Genomic DNA, 26,176 nt, shown 5'->3' with positions numbered 1-26,176 from the left:
TTAGTCGGTCTTTTGCTGTTGTATGGGTTGGCTTGCGAGAAACCGTTGGCCGATCTGAACCGTTGCCACGCTACCTGGATGCGGATCAGCGCTGCCTCCCATCGCAACCTGCCGTGTTTCCCCTGTTTGCAAGTGATGCAGCGTGACGGCCGTTGTCGAAATTGCCTGAATGCGCCAACGGCCGTTGAGCACGTCGCCCGTGCCCAGGACGACCGGATCGCCGCTCGATGCGAAAAACACTTGCACCTTGCCGTCCTTGATCATGCGGCCCAGATAAACCACGTCCGGTTGGACCAGCGCGGCTGGGAGGGGCGGCAAGGGAGGCGTCGAGTGCGCGTCTGGATTGAATCCGGGTGGCGGCAGAGGGGGCAGTTCCGATGTCTGCTGAACGATCGCTTTGTGCGCCACTGGCTCGGGCAGCAGTGGCCGGCTCCAGGGCCGGTCCTCTTGATGCGCGATCTTCGGCGTGGCGGTCCGCCGTCCCGTTGCGGTAGATGTGCGCGCGACGACAGGCAGCGGTAGCTCGACGGGTTCAGGACGGAGTAGCAGGACGACGCAGCCTACTATTGTCGCCACTAGTATAGATTGCACGGGAGTTGAAACGGTCAGCCTCATGCGGCGGCCTTCTGGCGCGACTGATAGTACAGGTTCACATCAAGCTTCTGCTCGACCTTGCTGACGCTATCTGTGCTCTTTATGAACGCGAGGCGCGCGACCGAGAGATTCGGGATGGCGTTCAGCATCGTCTGCAAGAACTTGCGTTGCTGCGCTTCGTCTCCCCTTACATCCATGCGCAGAGTCAGCTTCCGGATTGGCAGCGCAGGCATCTGCTCGTAACGGTAATCAATGCGCACGATGACGACGCTGCTTTTGTCCGCCAGAGAATTCAACTCGCGAAGCTGCTCCGCATACTTTTCAAACTCGGGCAGGGACGCCATGAACTCCTGCGTCACATCTCGCGGTGTTGATTGCTGCGCGCCTGAGCGCGGCTTTGTCGGTTCCGGAACCATGTGCTGGGATAGCCGCAATGTCATCTGCCGCGTCTCTACCTGCAGTGGCCAATCTATCGTGCCAATCAGCGTTGCCCATAAGGCCAACAGGCCCATTGCCGTGGTGTGTTGCCACTCCACCCGGTTCAAGACGCATGCGAGATACCAGAGGATAATTGGCTGGAGTTTTTTCTCGTTCACGATCGCCCCCATTCTGCTACCAGCGAAAACGAAATGCTGCGAGGGAGGGCGGTGGGCAGCTTCGGGAGCGCGGAGACATTGGGGCGTGGTACACCGGCTTCGTCGTTTCTCGTCTGGCTGATCAGTTGCACTGAGGACCAGGCGTGGTCCCCCTGCAGCGCCGCGATCAGGTCGAACACGTCTTGGACCTGGTTCGCCACGCCACTGATATGCATGCGGCGGATCGTTCCGGCGTCCGGTTCCAGCGTAAGCAGATCAAGGCCGGGTTTGGTCACGCGTTGCAGGCTGTCCAGCACGTCGTTCCACGGATAGCGCATCTCTGCAAACACCTGGGTGAGTGCGGCAGGTGGCGGAGATGAATCATGATGTTCGCGGGCCGCTGCATGGCGAAACGCTTCCTGAGCTTGCCCGGCTACGTGTTCGCGCCGTTGCAGCAGGTCATGCCGCCACCACAGTGCATGGATACAACCCATCAGGGCGACGACGCAGACGATTGAACACGGCTGAGTCCGCCTACGCCGTTGGGCAAAATTCCAACACAGACGGGCCATTCAGAACACCCCGCAAAGTGCGTAGGCAAAGCGCGCGTCATCTTCCGGCGCCAAGCCTTGCAGCGCCAAGTCGTCGCTTGCCGCGGTTGTCAGGCTCGGTGCAGGGAAAGCGAGCGTCACGCCGCCCGGAATGGCCGCTGTCCGCTCTTCGGAGAACGGCCGGACGGATAGCGAAGTGATGTGCCCATGGTCGTACGTCACGCGCAACAGACGCTGTTCTTCAACGAGCGCCAGCACACCGGAATCGCTTTTCATGCGGACAAAAAAGCGGTCCCAGACCGCGCTCAAGGCTGGCGTAATGCGACGGGTGACGCACTGGTGTTGGGAGGCGAATGCGGTGATTTCTCGTATGACTTCACACGGGATCAGCGCCGCCAGAAGCGGCCGGTTGAACGCGAGCGGTGCAAAGCGGATCTGGTATTCGGAAAACGGAATCTCGCTGGCCGCGGACTGCTGCGCGAACAGCGCGGCCGCCAGCGTATGGCAGAACGATTGGCTCGAGAGGCGTTTGTCCCATGGCAACAGCAAATAACGCACATGGTCGATCCCGATGACCCATTCGATCGGACTCCGGCGCGGATGCACGCGCAACCACGTGGTCAACGCAGTGAGGGCCGCTGAAACGCTATGCGTACCATCGCAGGGCGATGGAGTGGAGGGCAAAATGGCTTTACTCCGCACCACAGGCCGGAAGCGGCCGGTCACGACGCAAACTGCCAGCCCGTTCCGGCCGAGATAAATGCGCAGCCGTTCGGCACGGCCGATTCTGATGAGCAGATTGCGGACCCGCTTGGCCAACTGCATCAGCCGGTTAGCCAGTAAACGTGACACGGTTGATTTCCTCCAGGGTGGTCTGACCGAGGCGCACCACGTTAACGGCTTGTTCTCGCATTGAACGCATGCCGCGTTGGCGTGCCATTTCCTTTAGCTGGCTTGCTGGCATTTGTTGCAAAATGGCCTCGCGCAGATCGTCGTCCAGCGTCAGTACTTCGGCCAGTGCGCGCCGGCCGCGATAGCCACTGCTGCGGCAATGCGCGCAGCCCGTTCCTTGCATCAGACGGCCGTCCGCCAGTTGCTCACGCGTGACATGCGAGTCTTGCAAGAGCGCGTCGTCCGGAATAAACGCTACGGCGCATTGAGTGCAAACGAGTCGGACGAGCCGCTGCGCCACTACGCCGTTCAGCGCCGTCACGAAGCTATAGGGATCAATCTGCATATGCCGGAAGCGGCTCAGCACATCGAACACGTTGTTTGCATGGACTGTCGTGTAGACGAGATGACCTGTCAGGGCAGCCTGAATCGCGATTTCCGCGGTTTCGCGATCACGGATCTCGCCGACCAGTATCCGGTCAGGGTCATGCCGCAAAATCGAGCGTAGTCCGCGAGCAAACGTCAGCCCCTTTTTTTCGTTTACTGGAATCTGCAGGATGTCTTCGAGTTGATACTCGACGGGATCCTCGATGGTGATGATCTTGTCATCGCCACGCTTGATCTCAGAAAGCGTGGCATACAGCGTAGTCGTTTTGCCCGAGCCTGTTGGCCCCGTCACAAGGAGCATGCCGTACGGTTGATTCGCCAGTCTGCGCATCACCTGGCGCGTCGTCGCGTCGATGCCCAGCATGTCCAGATTCAATTGCGCCATGTCGGCTGTCAGCGACTGCCGGTCCAGGATACGCAACACCGCATCCTCACCGAACAGGCCGGGCATGATCGAGACGCGAAAATCAACCTCGCGCGCCTGGATGGAGACCGAGAATCGCCCGTCTTGTGGAATCCGTTTTTCGCCGATATCGAGTTCCGCCATCACCTTCAAACGCGAAATAACCTGCTCGGCCAGACTTGGGTCCGGCAATGCACGTGCGGTGGAAATCACGCCGTCGATCCGATACTTGATTGTCAGTCCGCGCAGGGAGTTCTCGAAATGGATGTCGGAGACGCGGTTCCGATGAGCGTCGTAAAGCGTCGAATTCACGAGGCGCACGACCTGGCTTTCGTCGCTGGCGATCGACGCGAGCGAAATCTCTTCAGCGTCCAGCGCGCCGGTGTCCGTCCTGTCGAGATGGATCAGTTGAGTCAATGCCTCCTGATCGCTGCCAAAACGTGCAAGCAAGACCTTTAGCTCGAGCGGATGGGCGCACGCCACCTCGAAGTAACCCGCCAGCCGGTAACTCGCGACCGAAATCAGCGTGTCGTTCCAGGGATCGTCACAGACAAAGATCCGGCCGGGCTCGCTGCTGCCGCCGTCCCCGGCGCTACCGGCAGCATTGTTCAGAACGACGCAGTTTTGCTTGAGGCATTCCGCGTAACTGAACACTGAAAAATCAGGGGACATTGCTTCCATTTGCGTTAGCCGCTGAACCGGCATACCGCTTTCGCTCGAGGCAAACTGTAACGCCTCGTCTGGCGACAATCCGGCAAGTCCTTCCAGCACGCTAAGGACGGCTTCACCGCCGCTGAGCGCGAGTTCGCTCGCTCGCCGGATCAGCAAGGCGCGTTGGGCGGGTTCGGTGAGCGCTCCGGCCGCTGGGTTGTTCATTGCAGACTCCCGGCCAGGTCGAAAATAGGCAGGTACAGCAACACCACGATCAGCCCGATTCCCAATCCCATTACCAGCATCAGTACAGGCTCAACCAGGCGCGCAAACCGGTCAACCCATTGCATGATTTCACGCTCGTGAAACAGTGCCGCCTGCTCCAGCATTCCAGCAATCTGGCCGTTGCGCTCGCCGGCACGCAGCAGGCGCAGCGCAACTGAGGTCATCAGGTTTTCATGCTGCAAGCTCTGGCTCATCTCCTTGCCCTGCGCTATGCTCAACATCGACCGTGTCAGACCTGACTGAAGCGTAAGCGGCAAAAGTTCTCGTGTCATTTCGAGTGATGGCAGCAGCGCAACGCCACCTTGCAGCAGCATGCCAAGCGAGCGATAGAAGCGGGTCAACTGCATCAACTTCAATATGCCGCCTATCCATTCGATTCGACCGAGCATGGCGAGGCATTTCTGCTGCACCGCCGGACGCATCGGCAGCGCGACTGCGGCGGCGAGCGTGGCGCTCAGGCAGGCCACCGATGCCGCTGTGTGATCACTGACGAACAGCCCAAAGCTGATTAACCATTGCGACAGCAACGGCAACTCGCTATGCGTCATCCCCTCATACACATGCCCGAAGCGCGGTACGAGAAACCAGACCAGAAAGAAAGCGACGACCGTTCCTGTGATTAACAGCATGGCCGGATACAGTGAGGCTGCGGTCATTTTTTGCCGTACGAGGGTCACCTGGGCGTCATGTTGCAGATATCGCTCTAGCGCCTGCGTCATCCCGCCTGTCTGCTCGCTCGCTGCAACCATGGCGATAAACAACCCCGAAAAGCAGTCCGGATGCACCGCTAACGCGGCTGAAAACGACTTGCCCTCCTGCATCAGGCGAATCAGGTCGTGCAAGACATAGTGACCTTTCTCTTCCACGGACGTGCCGGCGCCGTTCTGCCGCCGGCGCTCGTCCAGGGTGTCCAGCGCCTCGGTCAGGGCGAGCCCGGCGCGCAGCAGTGCCAGCAGTTCGTACACGAACAGGGATAGATCGAAGCGGTTGCGCCGGAACAAGCCGGCGACAGAAATGCGCTCGCGGGGCGAACCTGCCGTGCCGGCGACGGCTGCACAGACTTCGACCATCTGTACCCCGGCTTGCCTCGCGCACCGAACGCCTTCCTGCTGCGCATCCTTTCGGTTCGCGGCAAGCAGGTCAAACTGCTGGAGTTCCCCACGCGCATTCAGCCCGAGCAAGACAAATTTCGTCACGATCCTGGATCACTTACCTGTTACAGCCGCTCGTGGCCTAGTTGTGGATTTCCGGGTTTGCGTTGCTGCCCGTACCTTGTTTCTCCAGCCCATCCGACACGATGTCGTAATCCGGATTGCGCGTGCCGGGAAAGACATAGCGGTATGTCATGCCCCACGGATCCAGCGGCACGGCTTTGGTCAGATAGGGGCCATTCCAGCCGGAAGTGCCGTCGGCGGGTGGCGACGTAAGCAGGGCCAATCCTTCCTGCGCTGTGGGATAGCGGCCGATATCCAGCCGCACCTGTTCAACCGCTTTGCTCAAAACGTTGATCTGTGCCTTTGCCGTGGTCACTTTGGATTTGTCCACATTGGCAAACAGTCGCGGACCGACAATGCCAGCGAGCAGGCCGATGATTACCAGAACAACCAGCAGCTCGAGCAGCGTGAAGCCGCGCTGGTCACGCGCCTTTACATATTTCATAGTTTTGCTAAGTGTTGTTTGGCATCAGTTGCCGATTGGGCTTGAATCGCCGGACCCCGGCAGACGGACCAGGAGCATTGCACGTCGTCGGACTCGATAGCAATACTTTGTCACCTAATTTGACACTTTCATGTGATCCATTTGATTTGCTTTGGATTTCTAATTTATGGAGAAAATTGATGTTGATCGCGTGTTAAGTGATATGTAATATTGGTTACAAGTTGGTAATGCATGGGATGTTGTTAAGAGAATATGGGTCAGTCGTGTTGCCCGGGTAGTAAAGGATCTGCGCAGCAATGGCAGGACGGTCCACCGGATGGGTTCAGTCCTAGGTCCTGAGAAGCACAAGCCGAAACAAGGAGATGGCGAAGTGAGCAGCAAAGAAGCGTCGGGAAGCATGCGGGGAAAACCACGCGGCGCAGTTCGCAAGTGGATTGAGTACAGGGGAATACGGCATGCAGTGGGTCTTGCGGCCAGCATTGTTTTGCTAGCGTCTTCCGCGGCAGCGTTTTGCGCCAGTGACACTAACTACACGTATGACGCACTGGGGCGGCTGACAAAGGTCGCCTACAACGACGATGGCGAAATCACCACCGTTATCTACAACTATGACACGGCCGGTAACCGCACCTCCGTTGTCATCAACTGACGCTTCATAAGCGTCGTCCTGACCGTCTGCGCCGGATGGTCAACGGGATACACCGGTAGCGCCCTTTGCAACCTCTCGTGCACACCTTCAGCACTGAGAGCGGTTGCGATCGCGTCTGATTGTCCCGCTCGACCGTGAGAAGCAGCACGAATCCTTTGCGCACAAGGGAGGAGGCACTCTGCGCGCAAATTGGGTAGTAGCAAAACAGCAAGCTGAAACACTAATCTTCAAGGAAATGTTCGATGCCCGAGGCCGCATCCGTAGATGTCCGCGCGACCAGTCATAGCGCCCGCCACAAACGCAAATCGATTCGCCCTGTTGTCGCCATGGCACTTATGGGCATACTGGGCCTTTATCTGGGCAAGGCAGAAGCTGGCAACGTTCAGTTTTCCAGTACCACGCCGGCTGTCGTCGACAAAGACATCGCCGCGAACGCGCAGCAAGCCCAGCAACAACCACTCATTCGTCGTGGCCGTGAGCCATCCACGCCCAATAAGCCGAGGTTGTTAAAGGCTTCCCCAACCCAGACTGGCGAAGAATTCGCTCCGCAACCAAACAGCTTGCGAGCAGCGATGCCGCCAGTCAGCGAAGCAGATGCGACCGCACACGACGCGCAGGTCGCCCGTGACCTGCCGGCAGGCATCAACGCCAATGGCACGATCGAAACACTGCCGAAGCTCGATCGCCAGCGCACGCATGCCGCTGGCGACGACGTTCACCTGCAGAACTTCGATCAGCCGAAGAAAGGACTGCTTCGCGGTGCCGGCGTTACGGGTGCGAACGGTATCGTCAGCAACGATGCGCCGCCTGGCCCGGCATCGATCGACGAACTCGCTCGTGCGCTGCGCTACAACCCGGACCTGATTTATCAGTACGTTCGCAACAACATTGAAATCGATCCGGTGCGCGGCATCCACAAGGGCGCGCTTGGTGCAGTGCTCGACAATCAGGGCAGCGCATTCGACCAGGCGCAGTTGATGGTGTCGCTGCTGCGCACGTCGGGTTATGACGCGCGGTTTGTACACGGTGTGATCAAGCTCAGTGCGCAGCAGTTCTCCGACTGGTATGGCGTGCCAACCAGCAACGCATGCGCGGTGCTTAACCTGATGGGTCAGACGCAGATTCCGGTCTACAGTATCAGCGCGACTACGGCGGGCAATTGCCCGGGTTTGAACGCCGCGATGACCGATATCTCGGTCGAGCATGTGTGGGTGAAAGCCAATATCGGTGGCGCGTGGTACACGTTCGACCCGAGTTATAAACCGCACACAATCAAATCCGGTGTGGACCTGAATGTGGCTGCCGGCTATAACGCAGCGTCGTTTCTGAAGAACGCGACCTCAGGTGCGACCGTCACCCGCGATCTGGTGCGCGGCCTGAATCGTGCCGGCATCCGCTCGGATCTGCAGACCGCCGCGACCAACCTCGCGAACTGGATTCGAAAGAATAAGCCGACGGCTACCCTCAGCGACATCATCGGTGGGAAAGCGATCGCGCCTTTTTACGGCGGCGCTGTCCGGCAAACTCAGAATCCGTTGCTGGATACGCGGTGGAACGTCGAGGAGTGGACTGATATTCCAACCGGGTTCAAGCCCACCGTGCGCGTGGTGTATCAAGGCATCGACCAGACCTTCACGTCCGACGCGATTTACGGCAAACGCCTGACGATCACGTACAACGCATCGAACCAGCCTGTGCTCAAGCTTGACGGCCAGGCAATCGGCGCGCCGGGGAGCGCTGTCGCGCCAGGCGCCGACAGCGTCGTCACCTTTGTCGTATGGCATAACGCGTATGCCAATGCCGACTCCGACCATGCATTCGACCAGCACATCCAGGGTGGCGGCACTTACCTTGTAGCTAACGGCTGGGGGCCGACCGGTCGAGGGCTGTCGCAAAGTTATCTTAAGTATCTGGAGAACACTCGTGCGGCCGGTAACGCTGATACCAGTGAACCTGTGCTGGGTGCAAGCCTCGGGGTGATGGGTGCGCAATGGGTGTCGCAGACAACAGCCAGCGCCTCGATCACTGACCGCCTTGCGAATGCATACACGGTCCACCAGCACCAGGTCGGCATTGCTGGTTTTTACAATGGCCCCTACGTCGATTTGCCGAGCAGTATGAGTTCGCCCGTCCAGATGGCAGGCGACACGAATCTGGAAAGGGCTGTGTTCGACAGCAACGGGATGCATCAGTCGATTCTTGAGTCAACTGCGGTCAATCAGACTTCGGGGGTGTCGGCGGTCTCGACGGTGAAGTTGCTCGACATGGCTTTAAGTCAAGGACAAACGATCTACAACACGGGCGGGGGGCGCTATGCGAATGTGATCCAGCCAGCGCTGGTCAACTGCCAGGTTCATCTTGGGAATTTCCAGGGCTATCTGAACAAAGGCCTGCGGTTGCTGATTCCGGGCAACTGCCAACTAGCCGAAAACGGTTGGAAAGGCGTTGGCTACTTCGTCCTCGGCACCGGTGGTGTGTACATGCTTGGCTCGATCATCACGGGTGGGTATTCGGGTGGCTACTTCACGATGCCTTCGTCAGCACCTGCCTACAACAATGCCACGATCAACAATTCGCAGTCGCCACAGGGTGTGACGTTCTACTCAGGACCGGCGCTCAGCGCAGGCGATCCGATCGACATGGTGCACGGCAACTTCCTGTATGAACATCGGGATGTCAAAACGGGCTACGGTGATTCACCCGACAGCCTGAACTTCCAGCGTCTCTACAGCAGCGGGCTGAAGAATCAGAATGGCGTGCTGGGCAAAGGGTGGACGCACAACTACGACATCCGTCTTCGCAAGGCGTCCGACGGCTTCCTCGGAATGGGTGACCGGCTCGCGCTCGACGCTGTTGGTGCGATCGTTGAACATAAGGCGTCACTCGACCTGCTGAACGATCCGCTCGCTCTAACTGAAAAGTATCTGAGCGCGGTGGTGGCGCAGCGCTGGTTTGGCGACCAGTTGGTCGATAACACGCAGATCGCAACGTTCGGTCTGAACAGCGACGTGTTCGTGCGGTTGCCGGATGGCAAGTACAGTTCGCCGCCGGGCAAGGCTGTGCATCTAAACGTGTTCCCCGCCGTAGCGGACTACCATATTCTCGGTGGCGCGCGGTACACCTTCGAATCAGGCAAGGCAAGCTACTACCTTGGTCCGGATGGGAAGACGGTAAGCTTCACCTGGAGTGGCGATTTGCTGACTCGCGTCGACAATACCGTCGGCCGTAGTCTGACGCTGACCTATGCGAATAATCGTTTGCAGAGCGTCGGTAGTTCGCAGCAGACCGTGCGCTATGCGTACGACGGCAACGACAACCTGGCCAGCATGACTGATCCGGACGGCATCACCACTCGCTTCGAGTATGAGCAACCCGGGCGGATGACAAAGTTCTATCAGCCGGCCTTTCCGAACACGCCGGTGGTCAGCAATACCTATGACACGCTGGGCCGCGTGAAGACGCAGATAAGCGCTGCGGGTAACCTGTTCAACTACTACTTCGCCGGCTATCGCAGCGAGGAAGTGGGTCCGGGGGGATCGAGCCGCACGAGCTATATCGACGGCGAGGGCAACCTGCTGCAAGTCAGTGATCCGATGGGAAACTGGACGATCAAGGACTATGACGGCCAGAACCGCCTGGTTCGCGAAACTCACCCCGAGGGCAGCCGCACCGAATATACCTACGACGACGTGCCCTGCACGTACACCAGCCTTCCGCTCGACTGTACGCATAACGTAGCGACCGTGTCCCGGCTTCCACGGGCTGGCACTAGTGATCCCGTGTTGACACAGCGTTTCACATATAGTCCGAGATACGGCAACGTCCTGACTGCCACGGACGCCAAAGGCCAGATCACCACGACGACGTATAACGAATGGTTGCCGACCAGCATAACGCGGCCTGCGGTGAACGGCGTGGCGCCGAGCACCAGCATCACCTACGAGTCCGCACAAACCGCGGGCGGCAGCCGGTTCTCCCGCCCTGTGCGCGTCACCGAAAAAATCGACGCAACGCGCACCACCGCGACGACGATCAGCTACGCGGCCGACTACACGCCGGCGACCACGACCCAGGACGCCGACGGCCAGGCAATCAGGACGGTCACCACTTTCGACAGTGAGGGCCGACTGATCACGAGCAAGCGCGATGGCGTCGCGACCGTCACGTATACCTACGACAAGCGCGGCAACGTGACCCGCACCAACGCGAACCTGCTGGCGAGCGATGAGGTGATCGGCTACGACGCGGACAGCCGAGAGGTCAGCCGCGGCGTGGCAATCACCGGCGGCGCGATGGTGACGTGCAGACGCTACAACGCGATGGGCGATGTGGTGCGTGTCTGGGGTCCCGCGAAAACGGCGAATGTAAACACATGCCCGGTCGAAGCCGCGTCGACGCCAATCATCGATACGGCATATGACGACCACCATCGTCCGTCGCGAGTGACGCGTTACATGGCGGCGGCCGACGGCGGCAACCGCGTCACCGAGACGGTGTACAACGCGGACGACAGCGTAAAGAGCATCCGCAAGGCGGTTGGCACGGGTCTGGAGCAGAGCTATGTGAGCTACGCCTACAACCCGAACGGGACGGTGGCGCTGACGACTGACGCGAAAGGCAACACAACGGTCAATCTGTACGACGGCCACGACCGGCTGTACCGCACGCACTATCCGCTGGACGGTCAGCCCGGTATGGGCGACTCGAACAACTACGAGCAGTACACGTGGGATGCAAACGGCAACCTGATCTCGCTGAAGAAACGCGACGGCCAGACGATCAACCAGAGCTACGACGAGCTGAACCGGCTGGCGACGCGTACGTTCCCGGGCGGTGTGGGCAACGTGCAGTACAGCTACGACCTGCGTGGACTGAAGACCGCATCGCAGTACAGCGATGGAAGCCACACGATCACGAACAGCTACGACGGTCTGGGCCAGTTGACGCAGACCAGCGCGGCGGGCCGGACACTGCGCTACGCTCACGATGCGGCGGGCAATGTGACCGATACCGCTTGGCCGGACGGCTTCCACGTGACCACGCAGTACGACAGTTACGGCCGGCCGACGCAGATGCTCGAGAACGGCACGCAGAGCCTGGCGAAGTACAGCTACGACACGCTTAACCGGCGCACGCAGATGGATCTTGGCAACGGCACGCGCACGGAACTGGTGTATGACAACCAGGGCTGGTTGTCGAATCTGAACCATCGGTTTACCAGTAGCGCGGAAGACTGGCTGGCGAGCTTTACGCGCAACCAGTTGGGGGAGATCAGGCGGAGCGTGACGATTCACGCGTACGCGCATTCGCCGACGATGTTCGGGGGCGACTTCAGGACCAACGCGCTGAACCAGTACACGACGTCGTGGGGCAATTCGCCGTTGACGTACGACCGCAACGGCAACGTGACGGCCCAGTCGATATGGACGTACAGCTACGATCTGGACAACCGGCTGACGACGGCGCGCCGCAACGGCGTTAGCGCGACGCTGGGCTATGACCCGGAGGGGCGGCTGGTGCGGTTGGCCTACAGCAATGTGGCGACAAACCTGCTGTACGACGGTCAGAGTCTGGCGGCGGAATACGATGTTGCGGGGGCGATGAAGTATCGCTATGTGTTTGGCCCGGGAGTGGATGCGCCGCTGGTGCAGTACGAGGGTGCGGGTACGAACGCGAAGATGTATCTGTACGCGGACCAGCAGGGCAGCATTGTTTCGTCGGCGAATAGCGCGGGCGCGACGCTTGACAGTGTGAAGTACGGACCGTTCGGGGAGACTACGGGGTCGACGCCTCGCTCGAACTTCCTGTACACGGGGCAGTATTACGTGGCGGGGCTGCAGCTGTATTATTACAAGGCGCGGATGTACGCGCCGCACCTGGGGCGGTTTCTGCAGACCGATCCGGTGGGGACGGCTGATGATCTGAACCTGTATGCGTATGTGGGCAACAATCCGGTTAACTACACGGATCCGACCGGACAATGGCTTGTCAATGCTGCTATGGGAGCGCTCAATGTAGGAATCGGGTTCAGCGTGAGCTGGGCAACTGGAGAAAGAGATCCGGGGACACTTGCCTGGAACGCGCTCATTGATTTTGGTGTTGGAGCTGTTGCGGGTCCGGTCGGAGGCAGGGCAGCCAGTGTAGGTACACAACTTGCCATGAAGACGGGACAGAATGCTGTGTCGACTGCTGCGAAATTGCAGACCGGCTCTTTATTTGCATTAGGTGCGAGTGGTGAAATCACCAAGGGAATGCTAAATCCCGGATCCGCATCAACCGCTCAGACCGTAACCGGTAGCGTCCTTGCTGGCATCGCAAGTGCGGCTCCGGGGATTGGCAAAGTGGTTTCAGCGGCCGGCAAAATCAGCGGGGGCGGCGCTAAGGTAGTGGCCGGTGTTGAAAATACGTACTCTGGGGCGGCCACCGGCCTAGCCAGTTCGATGTTTACATCCAACATAGGCGGCACAAAAACTTCCTCCGGTACTTCCTCCGGCTCTGGATTTAAATAAACCGCTAGACTGAGGCCGGGTAGATATTCTATCCGGCGTTTTATTTAAAAATCACGGTAATTCACCGTTCTGTCGGGTGCTTAATCGATGAAAGTCCTCATAAAAAAGGTCCTCAAAGGCAGTTTGGAGTCGGGAGACTGGGATGCTTTGATTAAATATAGTGTTGGCGTGTATTACGCAGGATCATTCGGGCTATTGCTGTTGGTCATCCGAAATATCGCGTTGCAAAATATATTGATTCCATTGGTAGTTTTTTCTCCGTTCTGGTTCTCGTTGTTCCTTGTGAAATCGTTTAGGCAGTCCCTTGTGAGGGATACAAAATGGAAAACACGGGGATGCGTGTTGGTAGCCGTTATTGGGGGCGTTTTCGTTTCAGGCGGTGGCATGGGCTACATCGACTTCGCTAATGCATTGACATCGGGAAAAGATGTTCATCTAGCTGCGGGTACGATAGAAAAGCTCGAGCCACGGAGACGAAGTGCGCCACGGGTATATATCTTCGATGGTCAATCCACGATACCGAATATTCCTATTACCGACGAAGAGTATGCAACCCTCCGTCCAGGTGATTACTACGTAAGCAATCTAAGGCTCGGCGGCCTAGGTTACTACTATCGTTGGCGCATCGATTCGTGGAATCGCGGTTGGGAAGCCCGAGGCATGGTGACCAAACAGGACGCAAGTTCCAGTGCAAAGAAGTAATCTTTGCTAGAGATTTAAAGTAGGGCTGCAGCTGTATTATTACAAGGCGCAGTTTTACGCGCCGCATTTTGGGCGGTTCCTGCAGACCGATCCGGTGGGGACGGCTGATGATCTGAATCTGTATGCGTACGTCGGCAACAACCCGATCAACTTTACGGATCCGAGCGAGCTTGCAGCCGCCTCTGCAAAGACGTTTAATTACAGTCCACTTGGAGGTGCCGCCGCGTTTGGGTTTAGCAGTGCTGGTGTCAAGAGCGGATCGGGCGTTCAGGTTGCAATGGGGCCGCTATTGCCGCTCCTCGGTCTTGGGCTGATCGCGAATGAAATTGCGAACAGCGATGTGCCAATGATCGGAGGGGGTGTTGCCAAAGCCGGAGTTGCTGTTACTGACGATGCTATTCGGGCGGTTTTGAAGGGCTCTGAAATGAAAACCGTACAAAGTGCGATATCAAGGCCAGCGGTTGAAAGCTACGTTCGCCGCCTCGAGGCTGGTGAAATCGCTCCTGCAATTAGGGTTGACGGGAAGGTGATTGTTGATGGCAATCATCGATATGTTGCGGGAAGACTTGTAGGTACAGAGCCTGCACAAATCCCTGGAGCTCTGTCGCCGAGTCAGGCAGCAAAAACTCAACCGGTGCAGAATCTGAAAATTGATCCTAGTGACTGGGGAAATAGATGATATCCATTGTGTGTCAGACCGGTTTCGATGTGGAAGTTGATGTGCCGACGCTTCGCGGTGCGAAGCTCAATGGTATGAATCTTCACCGAGCGATCTTGGAGGGCATGGATCTTTCTGGTGCAGTCTTTACGGATGCAGATCTTCGCGGAGCCCTTCTCACGGGTTCAACCCTGAAGCAAAGCAAGTTCGAGCGTGCAAGCTTGATGAATGCCGCACTGACCATGGCGAATCTAGAGGAAGCTGTTTTGGTTGACGCAAAGCTGATTGCGGCAGATCTTTCTGGAGCCAATTTGCGCGGTGCAGATCTCTGTGGTGCTGACGTGGGGTTTGCCAACTTTAAAGGAGCGGATCTTAGAGGTGCCAACATGACCTGTTCGCGACTCGCAGATGCGGATTTTGAAGGTGCACTTGTTGACGGTCAAACGATCTTTCCCGATGGGTTTGCTCCACCGAAATGATGCAATCCTTCTTCAAGAGGATGTTGCGAGCGGAGGTGTCCCATCATTAAGTAAATAGATCTGATATGACGTGATAGCGGGCAACGCCGGTGCCGAGCAGTTTGCACCGGCTTTTTTACGATCACGACCAGCTGGCGCGTACTGTCTGGACAAAACCTGACCAAGTGCTGGAATCTTGCTGCATAAAGAAGGGCGCGCGCGGCTCTTCGTCCTTCAAGCTGCGATGATGAGCTTGTGTCCGACGGTGATGCGCACTCGCTGGCTTCCGGATTACACCTACGATTGGCTACGAAATGTTGTCTGCGCAGCACTGAATTTGTAGTACATCTGCAGCTGTATTATTACAAGGCGCGGTTTTACGCGCCGCATCTGGGGCGGTTTCTGCAGACGGATCAGGTGGGAACCGCTGACGATCTGAAGCTGTACGCGTATGTCGGCAACAATCCGACCAACTTTACGGATCCGACGGGATTGACGTGCTTTGTGTCCCAGTTCGCCCAGGCGAGGATAGCAAACCGCCCCATATGCCGTCTGCCGCGCTTCGCTCACCACCCCCTAAACCCCAGCCGACGAATCCTCTTCCGCTTCACTCAGCACCGCCTGCTGCACGGCCGCGATGGGACTGACATACGCAGGCGCCTGGCGTGGATCGTCGATGCTGTAGCGCAGGCGCCCCTTCTCGACATACACGCGCAATTCGCGATACTTCACCAGATACATCAAGCCGACCACTGCCGCCGCAAAGCCCGATGCCGCGCCTACGCCGAGCGCCCAACGCGGACCGAAGCGATCCGCCACCCAACCCACCACCGGCGCACCGAGCGGCGTGCAGCCTAGCGAGATGGCCAGCAGGATCGCGATCACCCGGCCGCGCATGGCCGGCTCGGTGGAGATTTGCACGAGGCTGTTCGTCGAGGTGTTGAACGTCTGCGTTGCCGCGCCGACCACGACGAGCGCGAGGCCGAACAGGACATAGTTCGGCATCAGCGCGGCCACCGTGCAGCTCACGCCGAAAATCGCCGCTGCGCCGAGAAGGATGGCCATGCGAGGTTTTGCCCGGCGTGCGGCGAGCAGCGCGCCGGTCACCGAGCCAATCGCCATGGTCGAGCTCAACACGCCGTATTGACTCGCGCCCGCATGAAACGCCGTGACCGACATGGTCGAGATGAAGATCGGGAAGTTCAGCCCGAAGGTGCCGATCAGAAACAGCATCAGCAGCGCAGCCTTCAGATCGGGACGCGTCCACACATACTTGAAGCCTTCCACGAAACTGCCGGGCGTGCGTGTTGCGCGAGGCTTCAGCTTCAGTTCATTAAGGCGCAACGAACGCAGTGAGCCGAGCACGGCGACGAACGAGAGGGCATTGATCAGAAACACCCAGCCGGTGCCCACCGAAGCGATCAACAGCCCCGCGACGGCGGGCCCGATCATGCGTGCCGCGTTGAACGAGGTGGAGTTCAGCGCGACCGCGTTCGACAGATCGGCTTCTCCCACCAGATCGGAGACGAAGGTCTGACGCGCCGGTGAATCGAATGCGGTGACGCAGCCGAGCAACCCGGCGAACACATAGACCTGCCATAGCTGCACGAGGCCGGTCACAGTGAGAATCCCGAGGCCTAACGCCAGGGTGCCCATCGCTGCCTGAGTGAAGAACAGCAGTTTGCGGCGGTCGAAATGATCGGCCGCATAGCCGGTCAGGGGCAGCAGGAGCATTTGCGGGCCGAACTGCAGCGACATCACAATGCCCACGGAAGTTGCATTGTGATGCGTGAGCTCGGTGAGCACGAGCCAGTCCTGCGCCGTGCGCTGCATCCATGTCCCGATGTTGGACACGATCGCACCGCTGGCCCAGATCCGGTAGTTGAACGTGCGCAGCGAACGGAATGTCCCGCTCATGGGGCTATTCCCAGGTGGACGATCCGCACGGCGCAGCGGTTCAAACAAGTGGTCATGCGCGCGACTTGTCGAGGAGGTCGAGGACGTCTTGCGTCGTGCCGGTTTCGCCGAGGCGCGGGAAGATTCGCGTGATGCTGTTGGTATGCGCGTCGAGGTTCATGTCCGTCATTGCATCGACCGCGAACGTCACGTTGAAGCCGAGTTCGTGTGCGAAACGCGCGGTGGACTCGACGCCGATACTGGTGGCGACGCCGACCAGCACCACTTGCGTGACGCCTTGCTGGCGCAGATACGCTTCGAGGTCCGTGTTCGTGAACGCGCCCCAGGTGCGCTTGGTCACCAGATGATCCGAAGGCTGCTGCTTCAGATCGGCAACGAGATCCGCGAAGCCGGCGGGAAAATCGCCCGTGGGGCGTGACTGGTCCGCGCGACCCGGTGCGCCGCCCGCCACGTTGACGAGCACCACGGGCAGACCGTGACGGCGAAATGCGTCGATCAAGCTGGCGGAGCGTTCGACGATCTCGCCGGTGGGGTGGGCGGTGGGCAGCGCGACGATGCCTTGCTGCAAATCGATGACGACCAGTGCGGTCTTGGTGTCGAGCGTAGTGAGAGCCATGATGTTTTCCTGTGCGTTACGAGTCGATGAGGCGTTTGAGCAAGCCGACGCCAATCGCGAGTTGTTTCTGTTCGGCGGCGGAGAAGCGGGTCTGCATCGTACGGAAAAGCCAGTCTTCGCGTGCCGCGCGACTTGCCTTGATCTTCTTGCGGAAGGCCGGTGTGAGGGAGAGAACGGTTTGCCGCCCGTCGTTCGGGTCGGGTGCGCCGCTCACGAGCCCGGCGGCTTTCAGAACTGAAAGCGTCTCGCCCATGGATTGCGGACGCATCCCCTGGATGCGCGCGAGCGTGGTGACGGTTGCGGGACCTTCGCGTTCCAGCAGGAGGAGAACCTGCACCTGTGACGGCGTGAAATCGCCCACATGCGCTTCTTCGCGCAACCGGCGTCGCAATTTGCCGATGAGTACGCGCAAACTTTCCGCCGTGGCGTGCAAATCGTCCGGATCGGAGGGGGAGCGGGTGGGCTGAGTGTCGTTGCTGGACATACCGGCAGATGTGAAGGTTACCTTCGTAGGTTACCTTTGTATCTGCCGGGAGTCAAGTTGACGGAATGGGGGGCGGAATGCGGGACGCGCCCTGCATTCCGTGTCTGGTCTGAGTGACCGGGTTGGTGCGTGAGGCGTGGCGGCGCGCCGTCTAGAACTTATGGCGAAGCGCCACGCGCGCCACGACCTGATTCTGCGTCGACGAGGGTGTTTGCACGCCGGGGATGAATGCGTCGTCGAGAATCGAGTTGGTCGAACTGCCGGCGACCTTCTGGTACTCGCCCTGAACATAGACGTCCGTGCGTTTGGAGAGGTTGTAATCCGCCATCAGGCCGACTGAGTGGATCTTGGGCTTCACGCTGCCGGTCGACGCGTCGTACGTCTCCATGGTGTAGACATATTGAGCGCCGACAAAGAGTGCGGGGGTGATCTGGTATTTGCCGTTCACTTCGAAGTTCTGGTATTTCAGGGTATTCAGCTGGACGCCGTTTGCGGCGAGCGGGATGCCGATATAGCCGTTGCCGGTGGGGTCTTTGTAGTTCGAGTTGGTGTACGCGAAGCCGACGGTAGCGGGGCCGAACGTGTAGTTGATACCGCCGCCGAACACTCGCATGCGTGCGGCGATGAAGCTTGCGTCGTTCGCGGTGATGGCGCCATTCGAGCCGGCGCCGGGATTATTCGCTTGCAGATAGGCCGCCGCGATCAGCAGGCCGCCGTTCGCATATTGACCGCCGAAGCTGTACTGACGGTTGTTGGCGAAATTCGTATCGTTACTGAAGCTATACGTGCCGCCGAACTGGAACCCTGAGATATCCGGGCTGGCGTACTTGATGGTGTTATCGACGCGAAACGAGTTATCGGTGTTGTCGTTATCGTAGGGGTGGGCGAACAGGTAGCCTGCCCAATTGCCATTGGCGGTGGTTTGCGCGAGGTAGTCGACCACTGAGTCGTATTGACGGCCGAGGGTGACAGAGCCGAAGCGATCGCTGCTCAGGCCCACATAGGCTTGCCTGCCGAACATGCGCCCGCCCTGATTGAGCCGTCCGGAATTCAGATCGAAGCCGTTTTCGAGTTGAAAGATCGCTTTGAGGCCTCCGCCCAGATCTTCCGAGCCTTTCATACCCCAGCGGCTGCCTTGTGCATAGCCGCTGGCGAGTTCCACGACGCTGCCGTGCCCGACGTTGTTGGTGTAGTCGATACCTTCATCGATGACGCCGTAGAGCGTGACGCTGCTTTGAGCGAATGCCGCGGAGGAGGCGGCGCTGGCCAGGGCGATAGCGAGGACTTTCTTTTTCATAAGATCTCCAGAATGTATTGGCAGGTGGCCGACGCATGATTTTCCGGCCAATACTTTTTGCAAAGCGAGGAATTCTGATGGCATCAATCGGAAACGCCGATGGAGCAAACACAGGAGAGGAGAAACCGGAATCGCAAAACGTTTGCTATCCGAATGATTCAACGGGATGGAGAGAGAAAGTACGAGAAAGCGAGACGCAACGAGCGAGGCGAAGTGAAGTGAAGTGGAGAGCAGTGAAACGAGACAGGAGAAGAAAAAAACAGATGGCTCCAGAAAACACACGTCGGCGCGCGCAGCGCCGCCGGAAGAATGACTGCCTTGTCACCAGGGCTGAATGTGCGAGAACACAGATTCCAGATGGACCACTACCGTGACTGCGCGGGGGACCCGCTTAAGAGTTAGCGGTTTGAGCCGCTTTCTTTTGCCTACTTTTCTTTGCGGCAGGCAAAGAAAAGTAGGTGCCCCCCGCACAGGGGGAACGCTAATAGACCACTAACAAACCAAGGAAAGGCCAACACCGAGAGCGAGGCGATCAGACAGCAAGAGCGGCCGCTGCGCGGCAAACGGCAAATGGCAAATGGCAAATGGCAAACAGCAACCCTAAGCAGCCGCAGCAACCGCAACATTGCGCCTCTCTTCGACCATCTCCTCAATCAGCAAAGCCAACACATCCACAGCAGGATCCCGATTAACAGAAGCCCGATGCAACTCAAGATCGGCAGCCGGCAAGACAGGCAACCCATCCTGAACGCCAAGGACCCGCCAGTTATCGGGCAGAGTACACCGATCGATAATGGTAACGGCAGCGCCGTGATTAACAGCAACCTTGATCCCGGTAGGACTTTGGCTGGTATAAACCACCTGATACGGCCGTTCGAGCGCGGCAAGCGCTTCAAGCCCGCGTTGCCGATAGCAGCAAGTCTCAGGAAACAAAGCAAGCGGCACCGGCGCCCCAGCCTCAAGCACAAAATCCCGGTGCGCGGCCCATACCACTTCCTCACGCCCGAGATGCCGCCCACTGGTCTGCGACCCATGCCGCACCACCAAAGCCAGATCCAATTCCCCGGCTTGCAACCGCTCCAGCAACTCCAACGACATCCGGCAATGAATATGCGGCCGGGCGCCAGGCCTCAGCGCATAAAACTTCTTGAGCAATTCAGGCAGCCATAGCTCCGCATAGTCCTCGGGCAAGCCAAACCGGATCACCCCATCGCTACTACACCGGTTCAGAGCGGCGATCGCCTCGTTCTGCACCTGAATAATGCGCCGCGCGTGAATCAAAAAATTCTCGCCATCTCGCGACAAGGCCAGCCGCCGGCTGTTACGCAAAAACATATGCGTTTCCAGCCGGTCTTCCAGCGTGCGAATCCTCAGACTGATGGTCGATTGTGTGCGATGCAGCAGTTTGGCGGCCGCGGTAAATCCGCCGCTATCCACCACGGCGACGAATGCCCGCACCAGTTCGGGATCCAGAGAACTCAGTTTTGACCAATCGGGTCCGCTGATGGAAGCCATCGGAATTACTCGCTTTCCAAAGAAATTTGGCGATCAAAACATGGGGGCGTCAGTGAGGTGATTGTTGTCGAAAACAATTCGCGTCACAAATCAGTCCGAACCCCTAATCTGGAGTCTCTCCGTGTCAGTCAGTCTTCCTCTTGCCGATGCCGAATGCAACGATTTGAGCGACATCGTCGATACCGGACAGTACCCGTTGCACGATCCGGACCATCCCCGCATGCGCGAACTGATCGCGAGCTGCCGCGCCCACCTGGCGGGCAACGGCAGCGCCGTGCTGCACGGCTTCCTGCGGCCCGAAGCGCTCGCCCAGGCGCGGGCCGAGGGCGTCGCGCTGGCGGCCAAAACTTACTTTTCAACCCGTAAGGTCAATGCTTACTTCACAGCGGACGATCCGTCGCTGCCGGCCGACGATCCGCGCCGCGTCTTCATGGACCGCACCAGCGGCTTCGTGACCCGCGACGTGATCCCCGCCGACGCGATCGTGCACCGCATCTATGTGGCCCAGGCGATGAAGCGCTTCGTTGCCGCCTGCCTCGGTGAAGCGCGCGTTTGGGAGTATGCGGACCCCTACGCCGGACTGGTTCAGAACGTCATGCCGCCCGGCACTGAACAGCCCTGGCACTATGACACGAACGAATTCATCGTCTCGATGATGACGCAACAGCCGGAGGCGGGCGGCGATTTCGAGTATTGCCCGAATATCCGCTCGCCCCAGGGCGAAAATTATGGCGACGTGGGCCGCGTAGTGCGCGGCGAGACACGCGCGCCGATCAACGTGATCACGTTGCAACCCGGCGATTTGCAACTGTTCAAAGGGCGCTTTTCGCTGCACCGCGTCACGCGGGTGCAAGGCGCAATCGAGCGGCATACGGCGATCTTCGCCTACTCGCAGAAGCCCGGTGTGATCGGCCGGCTCGAACGCACGCGCCAACTGTATGGGCGCGTCTCCGAAATGCATCTGGAAGCCGAGCAGCGGCTCGTGCGTGCCGACAACCTCGTTGATTGAAGCCGTCCTTTTAAAACACTCCCACGTCCCTTTCAAAACATGACGATTATTCGCCCGACCCACCGCCCGGAAGATTGTGAGCCGACCGCTGAAGAAATCGCGCAGATCCAGCGCGACCGTCTTGCCGCCGTGCGCCGCGAACTGAAAAAGCGCGATCTGAGCGCCGCGATTCTGTTCGATCCCACGCATATGCGCTATGCGACCGGCTCGCGCAACATGCAGGTGTATTCGATGCGCAACCCGGCGCGCTATCTATTCGTGCCCGCTGAAGGCAAAGTCGTACTATTCGAATATGCCGGTTGCGATTTTCTCGCCGACGGACTCGATACGGTCGATGAAGTACGGCCCGCCACCGCGATTTCCTACTACTTTTGCGACGACATGCTGGGCCGCGTCACCGAACGCTGGGCCGATGAAATCGACGAATTGGTCAGACAAAGCGGCGGCGGCAAACGCATTGCGATCGAGAGCGCGACGTCGGCGGCCGCCTTTGCATTGCAGGCGCGCGGCTATCAGATCAGCGATGCGCAGGAACCGCTTGAACGCGCACGCTCGATCAAGGTGCCCAACGAGATCAAGATGATCCGCTCATCGCTGCGTGCTGCGGAAGAAGGGGTGCGCAAGCTGGAAGCGGCGCTCGTGCCCGGCATCAGCGAAAACGAACTCTGGTCGCATCTGCACAAGCACATCATCGAAACGGACGGTGATTACGTGGAAACCCGTCTGATCAGTTCAGGGCCGCGCACCAATCCGTGGTTCCAGGAGAGCAGCCCGCGCCAGATCCAGGCAGGCGAGCTCGTTGGCCTCGATACCGACGTAGTGGGGCGCTTCGGCTATTACGCCGACTTCTCGCGCACCTTCCTGTGCGGCGATGGTCCGGCCACGGCGGCACAGAAGAACCTCTACAAGCTCGCCTATGAACAGGTGCATTCGAATATGGAGAACGTGCGTGCCGGTACGACCTTCCAGGAGTTCATCGCGAAGGCCTGGAAGATTCCCGGTCCCTACCAGGCGCGCCGTTATTTCGCGCTCGCGCATGGCGTCGGCATGACCGGCGAGTATCCGTACATCGTCCATCGCGAGGACAACGAGGCCAAGGGCTATGACGGCGTGATCGAGCCTGGCATGACGCTGTGCATTGAAAGCTACATCGGCCATGAGGAAGGCGGTGAAGGCGTCAAGCTGGAGGAACAGGTGTACGTGCGCGATGACGGCCGCGTGGAACTGCTGTCCGACTATCCGTTCGAGAAGCGCCTGCTCGGCTGAGTGCATGGCGCGTGCTCGCCGGCATGTGAGGCGGAGGTTCAACTTCCCGCGCATGCCGACTCAATGCAGTTCAACGCTCACAAGGGTGATCGACAATGCGATTCAGACAACTTCGGGCGGTGCTGTGCGCCGCCGCCATGGCTTTGACCGGCGTTAGCGCGCATGCTGCCGATAGCTGGTGCGCGCAGGGCAAGACGGTGCATTTCGCGGGCATTACGTGGGAAAGCGGTTCCTTCGCAACCGAAGTGCTGCGGCAGATTCTGGAGAAGGGCTACGGCTGCAAGACGGATGTCGTGCCCGGCAGCACGGCCGCCACCGAAACCGCGCTCGCGCACAACGACGTGCAGGTGTGGGCCGAACAATGGACTGGGCGCAGCGAGATCACCGCCAAGGCCGTGGCCTCGGGCAGCGTCAAGCTGGTCGGCGACACCCTGCCGGGCGGCACGAAGGAAGGCTGGTTCGTGCCGGAATACGTGGTGAAAGGCGATCCCGCGCGCGGGATCAAGCCGGTCGCCGCGGGCCTTGTTTCGGTGACCGATCTGCCCAGGTACAAGAGCGTATTCGCGGACGACGAGGAACCGGACAAGGGCCGTTTTCTCAATTGTCCGACGGGTTGGGACTGCGAACGGGTCAACACGCGCTTGCTGAAGGTGCTGAAACTCGATGCGAGCTACACCAATTTTCATCCGGGCACGGGCGCCGCGCTCGACGCCGCGATTGCGTCCGCGTACCAGCGTGGCGCGCCGATCGTGTTCTATTACTGGGGACCGGCCGCGCTGATGGCGAAGTACCGGTTCGTCGAACTGAAAATGCCGGCCTATAACGACGCGTGCTGGAAGACCTTGCGTGACGAAAGCAGCACCTCGCAATGCGCCTCTTCGTACATGGTCTCGCATGTCACCGTGGGCGTATCCGCGCCGTTCTACGACGCCGATCCGCAACTCATGTCGATGCTCGGCAAGGTCAGGTTTCCGATGGACTTCCTGAACAGCACGATCCTCGAAATGAGCGCGAAGAAACTCGACGGCTCAGCCATGGCCACGCAATTCCTGCGCGAGCATCCGGAGATGTGGAAGCAATGGGTGCCTGCCGACGTCGCAGCGAAAGTGCAGGCTGGACTTGCTGGCGCCTGACAGGCGGTAACGTCAGGCAGATTTCGACGGCACGAGGTTTGAGGTGTAGCGGGTTCGTGCCGGACGGCAGGTGTCGTGCAGCCTGCTGTCCACTTGCAGTGGAGGAGAACTCATGAATTCGTTTTTTCTGCATCTTTCGATCGCCGATTGGGTGAACGACGCCGTGCAGTCGTTCGTTACCCGCTACGGCGACAGCTTCCACCAGTTCAGCATCGCGCTCCTGCGCTACCTGCTCGTGCCCCTCGAGGGCGCACTGCGCGCGTTGCCGCCGTGGCTGATTCTGCTGGCGGTCGGCGCGGTGACCTGGAATGCGACCCGGCGCCTGAGCATTGCCGGTTTCTTCATGCTGCTGCTCTATGCGATCGGTTGCTTCGGCCTGTGGGAAAAGCTGATGCAGACCCTCGCGTTGATGCTCGTGGCAACGGTGCTGTCGGTTACGCTCGGCGTGCCGCTCGGTATTCTGACTTCGCGTAGCGCATGGCTTCGGCGCCTGCTGTTGCCGACGCTCGACGTCATGCAAACGCTGCCCAGCTTCGTCTATCTGATTCCGGTGTTGATGCTGTTCGGTCTCGGCAAGGTGCCGGCGATCCTCGCCACGATTATCTATGCGCTGCCGCCGCTGATCCGGCTGACCGATCTCGGCATCCGTCATGTGGATAGCGAGGTGGTCGAGGCGGCGCGCGCCTTCGGCACGACGCGCTGGCAGTTGCTGGTGAACGTGCAGATGCCGCTGGCGCGGCCCAGCATCATGGCGGGCATCAACCAGACGACGATGATGGCGCTCTCGATGGTCGTGATCGCCTCGATGATCGGTTCACGCGGGCTGGGCGAAGACGTGCTGGCCGGCATTCAGACGCTCGATGTGGGCAAGGGAACGCAGGCCGGTATTGCCATCGTGATTCTCGCGATCGTGATCGACCGCATCAGCCAGGGCTATGGCCAGGACCGCCGCGCGCGACGTCTGTTCGCGCAGCGTAGAAAGGCGAGAGCGGCTTCACGCATTCCCTACCGTGCGAGCAGCACGAGTACGGATGAAACTTCGGCGGCCGGCGGCGGGCTCGAAACCCGCGCGGCCAAGTGACAGGAGAGCGGTATGGCAGCGATTGAAGTCAACCACGTGTACAAGCTCTTCGGGCCGCCGGCAAGTCATGCGCGCGTGCTCGACCTGTTGCGAAGCGGCAGAGGCAAAGCCGACGTACTGACCCAGACCGGTTGCAATGTCGGTCTGAACGACGTCAGCCTGAGTATCGGCGCGGGCGAGATCTTCGTGATCATGGGACTGTCCGGTTCGGGAAAGTCGACCCTGGTACGGCATTTCAACCGGCTGATCGAGCCGACCTCGGGCGAGATCGTGATCGACGGTTCGGACGTCATCAAGCTCGGTGCGCAAGGTTTGCGTAATCTGCGCCGCTACAAGGTCAGCATGGTGTTCCAGAATTTTGGACTGTTGCCGCATCAGACCGTGCTCGACAATACGGCGTATGCGCTGCGAGTGCGCGGCGAAAGCCGCCCGGAAGCCTATGAGAAAGCCCGTGTCTGGCTGGGCAAGGTGGGCCTGAACGGCTACGACGAACACTATCCGGACGAGTTATCCGGCGGTATGCGCCAGCGGGTTGGGCTCGCCCGCGCGCTAGCCGCGGATACGGACGTGCTGCTGATGGACGAAGCGTTCTCCGCACTCGATCCGCTGATTCGCACGGAAATGCAGGACCAGTTGCTGCAACTGCAGGCTACGCTGAAGAAGACCATCGTGTTCATCACGCACGATCTCGACGAAGCACTGCGGATCGGCAACCGCATTGCGATCTTGCGTGACGGCAAGCTCGTGCAGGAGGGAACGCCGAATGAGATTTTGACGCGCCCCGCGGACGATTATGTGAGGCGTTTTGTTGAGCGCCGCTCGGATCGCGGCACGGCGGAGGCGGCCTAGGGCGCTTGTCCAGCGTGCTTGTCTGGTGCGCTTATTT

At 59.4% G+C, this 26,176-nt stretch carries 23 protein-coding genes and 1 pseudogene; 12 read left to right on the top strand and 12 right to left on the bottom strand.

Annotated elements, in window-relative coordinates; translation table 11 throughout:
• From PQR67_RS25505 to PQR67_RS25495, 3 genes are all read right to left on the bottom strand, one after another.
• The gene (locus PQR67_RS25505; RefSeq protein ID WP_408465329.1) at nt 1–318 is read right to left on the bottom strand and encodes a hypothetical protein; all 318 of its coding nucleotides are present in this window, start codon (nt 316–318) and stop codon (nt 1–3) included.
• A gap of 293 nt (nt 319–611) precedes the next feature.
• Nucleotides 612–1,190 carry a hypothetical protein gene (locus PQR67_RS25500; protein WP_408465327.1) on the bottom strand — a complete coding sequence of 193 codons (579 nt, stop codon included), beginning with the start codon at nt 1,188–1,190 and terminating at the stop codon, nt 612–614.
• On the bottom strand, nt 1,187–1,507 hold the full coding sequence (locus PQR67_RS25495) for a PilN domain-containing protein (protein ID WP_408465325.1): 321 nt from the start codon (nt 1,505–1,507) through the stop codon (nt 1,187–1,189). Before PQR67_RS25495 ends, PQR67_RS25500 begins: the two co-directional genes overlap by 4 nt.
• Before the next feature lie 45 nt (nt 1,508–1,552).
• On the opposite strand from PQR67_RS25495, the gene PQR67_RS25490 reads away from it, so the two are divergent.
• Nucleotides 1,553–1,687, top strand: coding sequence for a hypothetical protein (locus PQR67_RS25490; RefSeq protein ID WP_408465323.1), 135 nt, complete (start codon nt 1,553–1,555; stop codon nt 1,685–1,687).
• Nucleotides 1,688–1,741: 54 nt separating this feature from the next.
• On the opposite strand, the gene PQR67_RS25485 is transcribed toward PQR67_RS25490, so the two are convergent.
• Genes PQR67_RS25485 through gspG form a run of 4 tightly spaced genes read right to left on the bottom strand, consistent with a single transcriptional unit; the run spans nt 1,742 to nt 5,996 of the window.
• Nucleotides 1,742–2,572, bottom strand: a complete 831-nt coding sequence (locus PQR67_RS25485; RefSeq protein ID WP_408465321.1) for a hypothetical protein — start codon at nt 2,570–2,572, stop codon at nt 1,742–1,744.
• A complete protein-coding gene (locus PQR67_RS25480) occupies nt 2,553–4,277 on the bottom strand; it encodes a GspE/PulE family protein (protein ID WP_408465319.1) in 1,725 nt (574 codons plus the stop codon). The genes PQR67_RS25485 and PQR67_RS25480 overlap by 20 nt, the downstream gene beginning before the upstream one ends.
• Nucleotides 4,274–5,518, bottom strand: coding sequence for a type II secretion system F family protein (locus PQR67_RS25475; RefSeq protein WP_408465317.1), 1,245 nt, complete (start codon nt 5,516–5,518; stop codon nt 4,274–4,276). Before PQR67_RS25475 ends, PQR67_RS25480 begins: the two co-directional genes overlap by 4 nt.
• A gap of 52 nt (nt 5,519–5,570) precedes the next feature.
• Entirely contained in the window at nt 5,571–5,996 is a 426-nt protein-coding gene (gene gspG, locus PQR67_RS25470) for a type II secretion system major pseudopilin GspG (RefSeq protein ID WP_408465315.1), read from the bottom strand.
• A gap of 370 nt (nt 5,997–6,366) precedes the next feature.
• On the opposite strand from gspG, the gene PQR67_RS25465 reads away from it, so the two are divergent.
• From PQR67_RS25465 to PQR67_RS25440, 6 genes and pseudogenes are all read left to right on the top strand, one after another.
• Nucleotides 6,367–6,645 (top strand): RHS repeat domain-containing protein, encoded by a 279-nt coding sequence (locus tag PQR67_RS25465; protein ID WP_408465313.1) that lies wholly within the window; start codon nt 6,367–6,369, stop codon nt 6,643–6,645.
• 242 nt (nt 6,646–6,887) lie between these two features.
• Nucleotides 6,888–13,154 carry an RHS repeat-associated core domain-containing protein gene (locus PQR67_RS25460; RefSeq protein ID WP_408465311.1) on the top strand — a complete coding sequence of 2,089 codons (6,267 nt, stop codon included), beginning with the start codon at nt 6,888–6,890 and terminating at the stop codon, nt 13,152–13,154.
• A gap of 87 nt (nt 13,155–13,241) precedes the next feature.
• Nucleotides 13,242–13,856, top strand: a complete 615-nt coding sequence (locus tag PQR67_RS25455; RefSeq protein ID WP_408465309.1) for a hypothetical protein — start codon at nt 13,242–13,244, stop codon at nt 13,854–13,856.
• Between the two features lie 25 nt (nt 13,857–13,881).
• The gene (locus tag PQR67_RS25450) at nt 13,882–14,535 is read left to right on the top strand and encodes an RHS repeat-associated core domain-containing protein (RefSeq protein WP_408465421.1); all 654 of its coding nucleotides are present in this window, start codon (nt 13,882–13,884) and stop codon (nt 14,533–14,535) included.
• Nucleotides 14,532–14,993 carry a pentapeptide repeat-containing protein gene (locus tag PQR67_RS25445; RefSeq protein WP_408465307.1) on the top strand — a complete coding sequence of 154 codons (462 nt, stop codon included), beginning with the start codon at nt 14,532–14,534 and terminating at the stop codon, nt 14,991–14,993. Before PQR67_RS25450 ends, PQR67_RS25445 begins: the two co-directional genes overlap by 4 nt.
• Before the next feature lie 234 nt (nt 14,994–15,227).
• A pseudogene (locus PQR67_RS25440) lies at nt 15,228–15,455 on the top strand (RHS repeat-associated core domain-containing protein); the annotation flags it as partial.
• Between the two features lie 93 nt (nt 15,456–15,548).
• On the opposite strand, the gene PQR67_RS25435 reads toward PQR67_RS25440, so the two are convergent.
• From PQR67_RS25435 to PQR67_RS25415, 5 genes are all read right to left on the bottom strand, one after another.
• A complete protein-coding gene (locus tag PQR67_RS25435) occupies nt 15,549–16,889 on the bottom strand; it encodes an MFS transporter (RefSeq protein ID WP_408465305.1) in 1,341 nt (446 codons plus the stop codon).
• 52 nt (nt 16,890–16,941) lie between these two features.
• A complete protein-coding gene (locus PQR67_RS25430; protein WP_408465303.1) occupies nt 16,942–17,505 on the bottom strand; it encodes an isochorismatase family protein in 564 nt (187 codons plus the stop codon).
• 16 nt (nt 17,506–17,521) lie between these two features.
• Nucleotides 17,522–17,989, bottom strand: a complete 468-nt coding sequence (locus PQR67_RS25425; RefSeq protein ID WP_408465301.1) for a MarR family winged helix-turn-helix transcriptional regulator — start codon at nt 17,987–17,989, stop codon at nt 17,522–17,524.
• A 151-nt stretch (nt 17,990–18,140) separates the two neighbouring features.
• Nucleotides 18,141–19,286 (bottom strand): porin, encoded by a 1,146-nt coding sequence (locus PQR67_RS25420; protein WP_408465299.1) that lies wholly within the window; start codon nt 19,284–19,286, stop codon nt 18,141–18,143.
• Between the two features lie 600 nt (nt 19,287–19,886).
• Nucleotides 19,887–20,801 (bottom strand): LysR substrate-binding domain-containing protein, encoded by a 915-nt coding sequence (locus PQR67_RS25415; RefSeq protein WP_408465297.1) that lies wholly within the window; start codon nt 20,799–20,801, stop codon nt 19,887–19,889.
• Between the two features lie 121 nt (nt 20,802–20,922).
• Here PQR67_RS25415 and PQR67_RS25410 point away from each other — a divergent pair, with 121 nt between their 5' ends.
• The 5 genes from PQR67_RS25410 to PQR67_RS25390 all read left to right on the top strand — a co-directional run bounded on the left by PQR67_RS25410 (nt 20,923) and on the right by PQR67_RS25390 (nt 26,139).
• The gene (locus PQR67_RS25410) at nt 20,923–21,810 is read left to right on the top strand and encodes a HalD/BesD family halogenase (RefSeq protein WP_408465295.1); all 888 of its coding nucleotides are present in this window, start codon (nt 20,923–20,925) and stop codon (nt 21,808–21,810) included.
• Between the two features lie 39 nt (nt 21,811–21,849).
• A complete protein-coding gene (locus PQR67_RS25405; RefSeq protein ID WP_408465293.1) occupies nt 21,850–23,076 on the top strand; it encodes a M24 family metallopeptidase in 1,227 nt (408 codons plus the stop codon).
• Nucleotides 23,077–23,171: 95 nt separating this feature from the next.
• A complete protein-coding gene (locus tag PQR67_RS25400) occupies nt 23,172–24,209 on the top strand; it encodes an ABC transporter substrate-binding protein (protein ID WP_408465291.1) in 1,038 nt (345 codons plus the stop codon).
• A 112-nt stretch (nt 24,210–24,321) separates the two neighbouring features.
• Nucleotides 24,322–25,290, top strand: coding sequence for an ABC transporter permease (locus PQR67_RS25395; protein ID WP_408465289.1), 969 nt, complete (start codon nt 24,322–24,324; stop codon nt 25,288–25,290).
• 12 nt (nt 25,291–25,302) lie between these two features.
• A complete protein-coding gene (locus PQR67_RS25390; RefSeq protein ID WP_408465287.1) occupies nt 25,303–26,139 on the top strand; it encodes a quaternary amine ABC transporter ATP-binding protein in 837 nt (278 codons plus the stop codon).
• Nucleotides 26,140–26,176 lie beyond the last annotated feature (37 nt).

This window comes from Paraburkholderia fungorum, assembly GCF_046026025.1.
GTDB lineage: Bacteria > Pseudomonadota > Gammaproteobacteria > Burkholderiales > Burkholderiaceae > Paraburkholderia > Paraburkholderia fungorum_E.
Note: the sequence above shows the minus strand (reverse complement) of the source record. Positions and strands in the feature narration are given on the sequence as shown.

What these genes read in the sequence shown, in the direction of transcription:
- PQR67_RS25495 (WP_408465325.1), bottom strand. Translation starts at nt 1,507, where the DNA reads ATGCGCTATCCGTGGAACGACGTGCTGGACAGCCTGCAACGCGTGACC.
- PQR67_RS25490 (WP_408465323.1), top strand. Translation starts at nt 1,553, where the DNA reads ATGATGTTCGCGGGCCGCTGCATGGCGAAACGCTTCCTGAGCTTGCCC.
- PQR67_RS25480 (WP_408465319.1), bottom strand. Translation starts at nt 4,277, where the DNA reads ATGAACAACCCAGCGGCCGGAGCGCTCACCGAACCCGCCCAACGCGCC.
- gspG (WP_408465315.1), bottom strand. Translation starts at nt 5,996, where the DNA reads ATGAAATATGTAAAGGCGCGTGACCAGCGCGGCTTCACGCTGCTCGAG.
- PQR67_RS25460 (WP_408465311.1), top strand. Translation starts at nt 6,888, where the DNA reads ATGCCCGAGGCCGCATCCGTAGATGTCCGCGCGACCAGTCATAGCGCC.
- PQR67_RS25455 (WP_408465309.1), top strand. Translation starts at nt 13,242, where the DNA reads ATGAAAGTCCTCATAAAAAAGGTCCTCAAAGGCAGTTTGGAGTCGGGA.
- PQR67_RS25445 (WP_408465307.1), top strand. Translation starts at nt 14,532, where the DNA reads ATGATATCCATTGTGTGTCAGACCGGTTTCGATGTGGAAGTTGATGTG.
- PQR67_RS25435 (WP_408465305.1), bottom strand. Translation starts at nt 16,889, where the DNA reads ATGAGCGGGACATTCCGTTCGCTGCGCACGTTCAACTACCGGATCTGG.
- PQR67_RS25430 (WP_408465303.1), bottom strand. Translation starts at nt 17,505, where the DNA reads ATGGCTCTCACTACGCTCGACACCAAGACCGCACTGGTCGTCATCGAT.
- PQR67_RS25425 (WP_408465301.1), bottom strand. Translation starts at nt 17,989, where the DNA reads ATGTCCAGCAACGACACTCAGCCCACCCGCTCCCCCTCCGATCCGGAC.
- PQR67_RS25420 (WP_408465299.1), bottom strand. Translation starts at nt 19,286, where the DNA reads ATGAAAAAGAAAGTCCTCGCTATCGCCCTGGCCAGCGCCGCCTCCTCC.
- PQR67_RS25415 (WP_408465297.1), bottom strand. Translation starts at nt 20,801, where the DNA reads ATGGCTTCCATCAGCGGACCCGATTGGTCAAAACTGAGTTCTCTGGAT.
- PQR67_RS25405 (WP_408465293.1), top strand. Translation starts at nt 21,850, where the DNA reads ATGACGATTATTCGCCCGACCCACCGCCCGGAAGATTGTGAGCCGACC.
- PQR67_RS25400 (WP_408465291.1), top strand. Translation starts at nt 23,172, where the DNA reads ATGCGATTCAGACAACTTCGGGCGGTGCTGTGCGCCGCCGCCATGGCT.
- PQR67_RS25395 (WP_408465289.1), top strand. Translation starts at nt 24,322, where the DNA reads ATGAATTCGTTTTTTCTGCATCTTTCGATCGCCGATTGGGTGAACGAC.
- PQR67_RS25390 (WP_408465287.1), top strand. Translation starts at nt 25,303, where the DNA reads ATGGCAGCGATTGAAGTCAACCACGTGTACAAGCTCTTCGGGCCGCCG.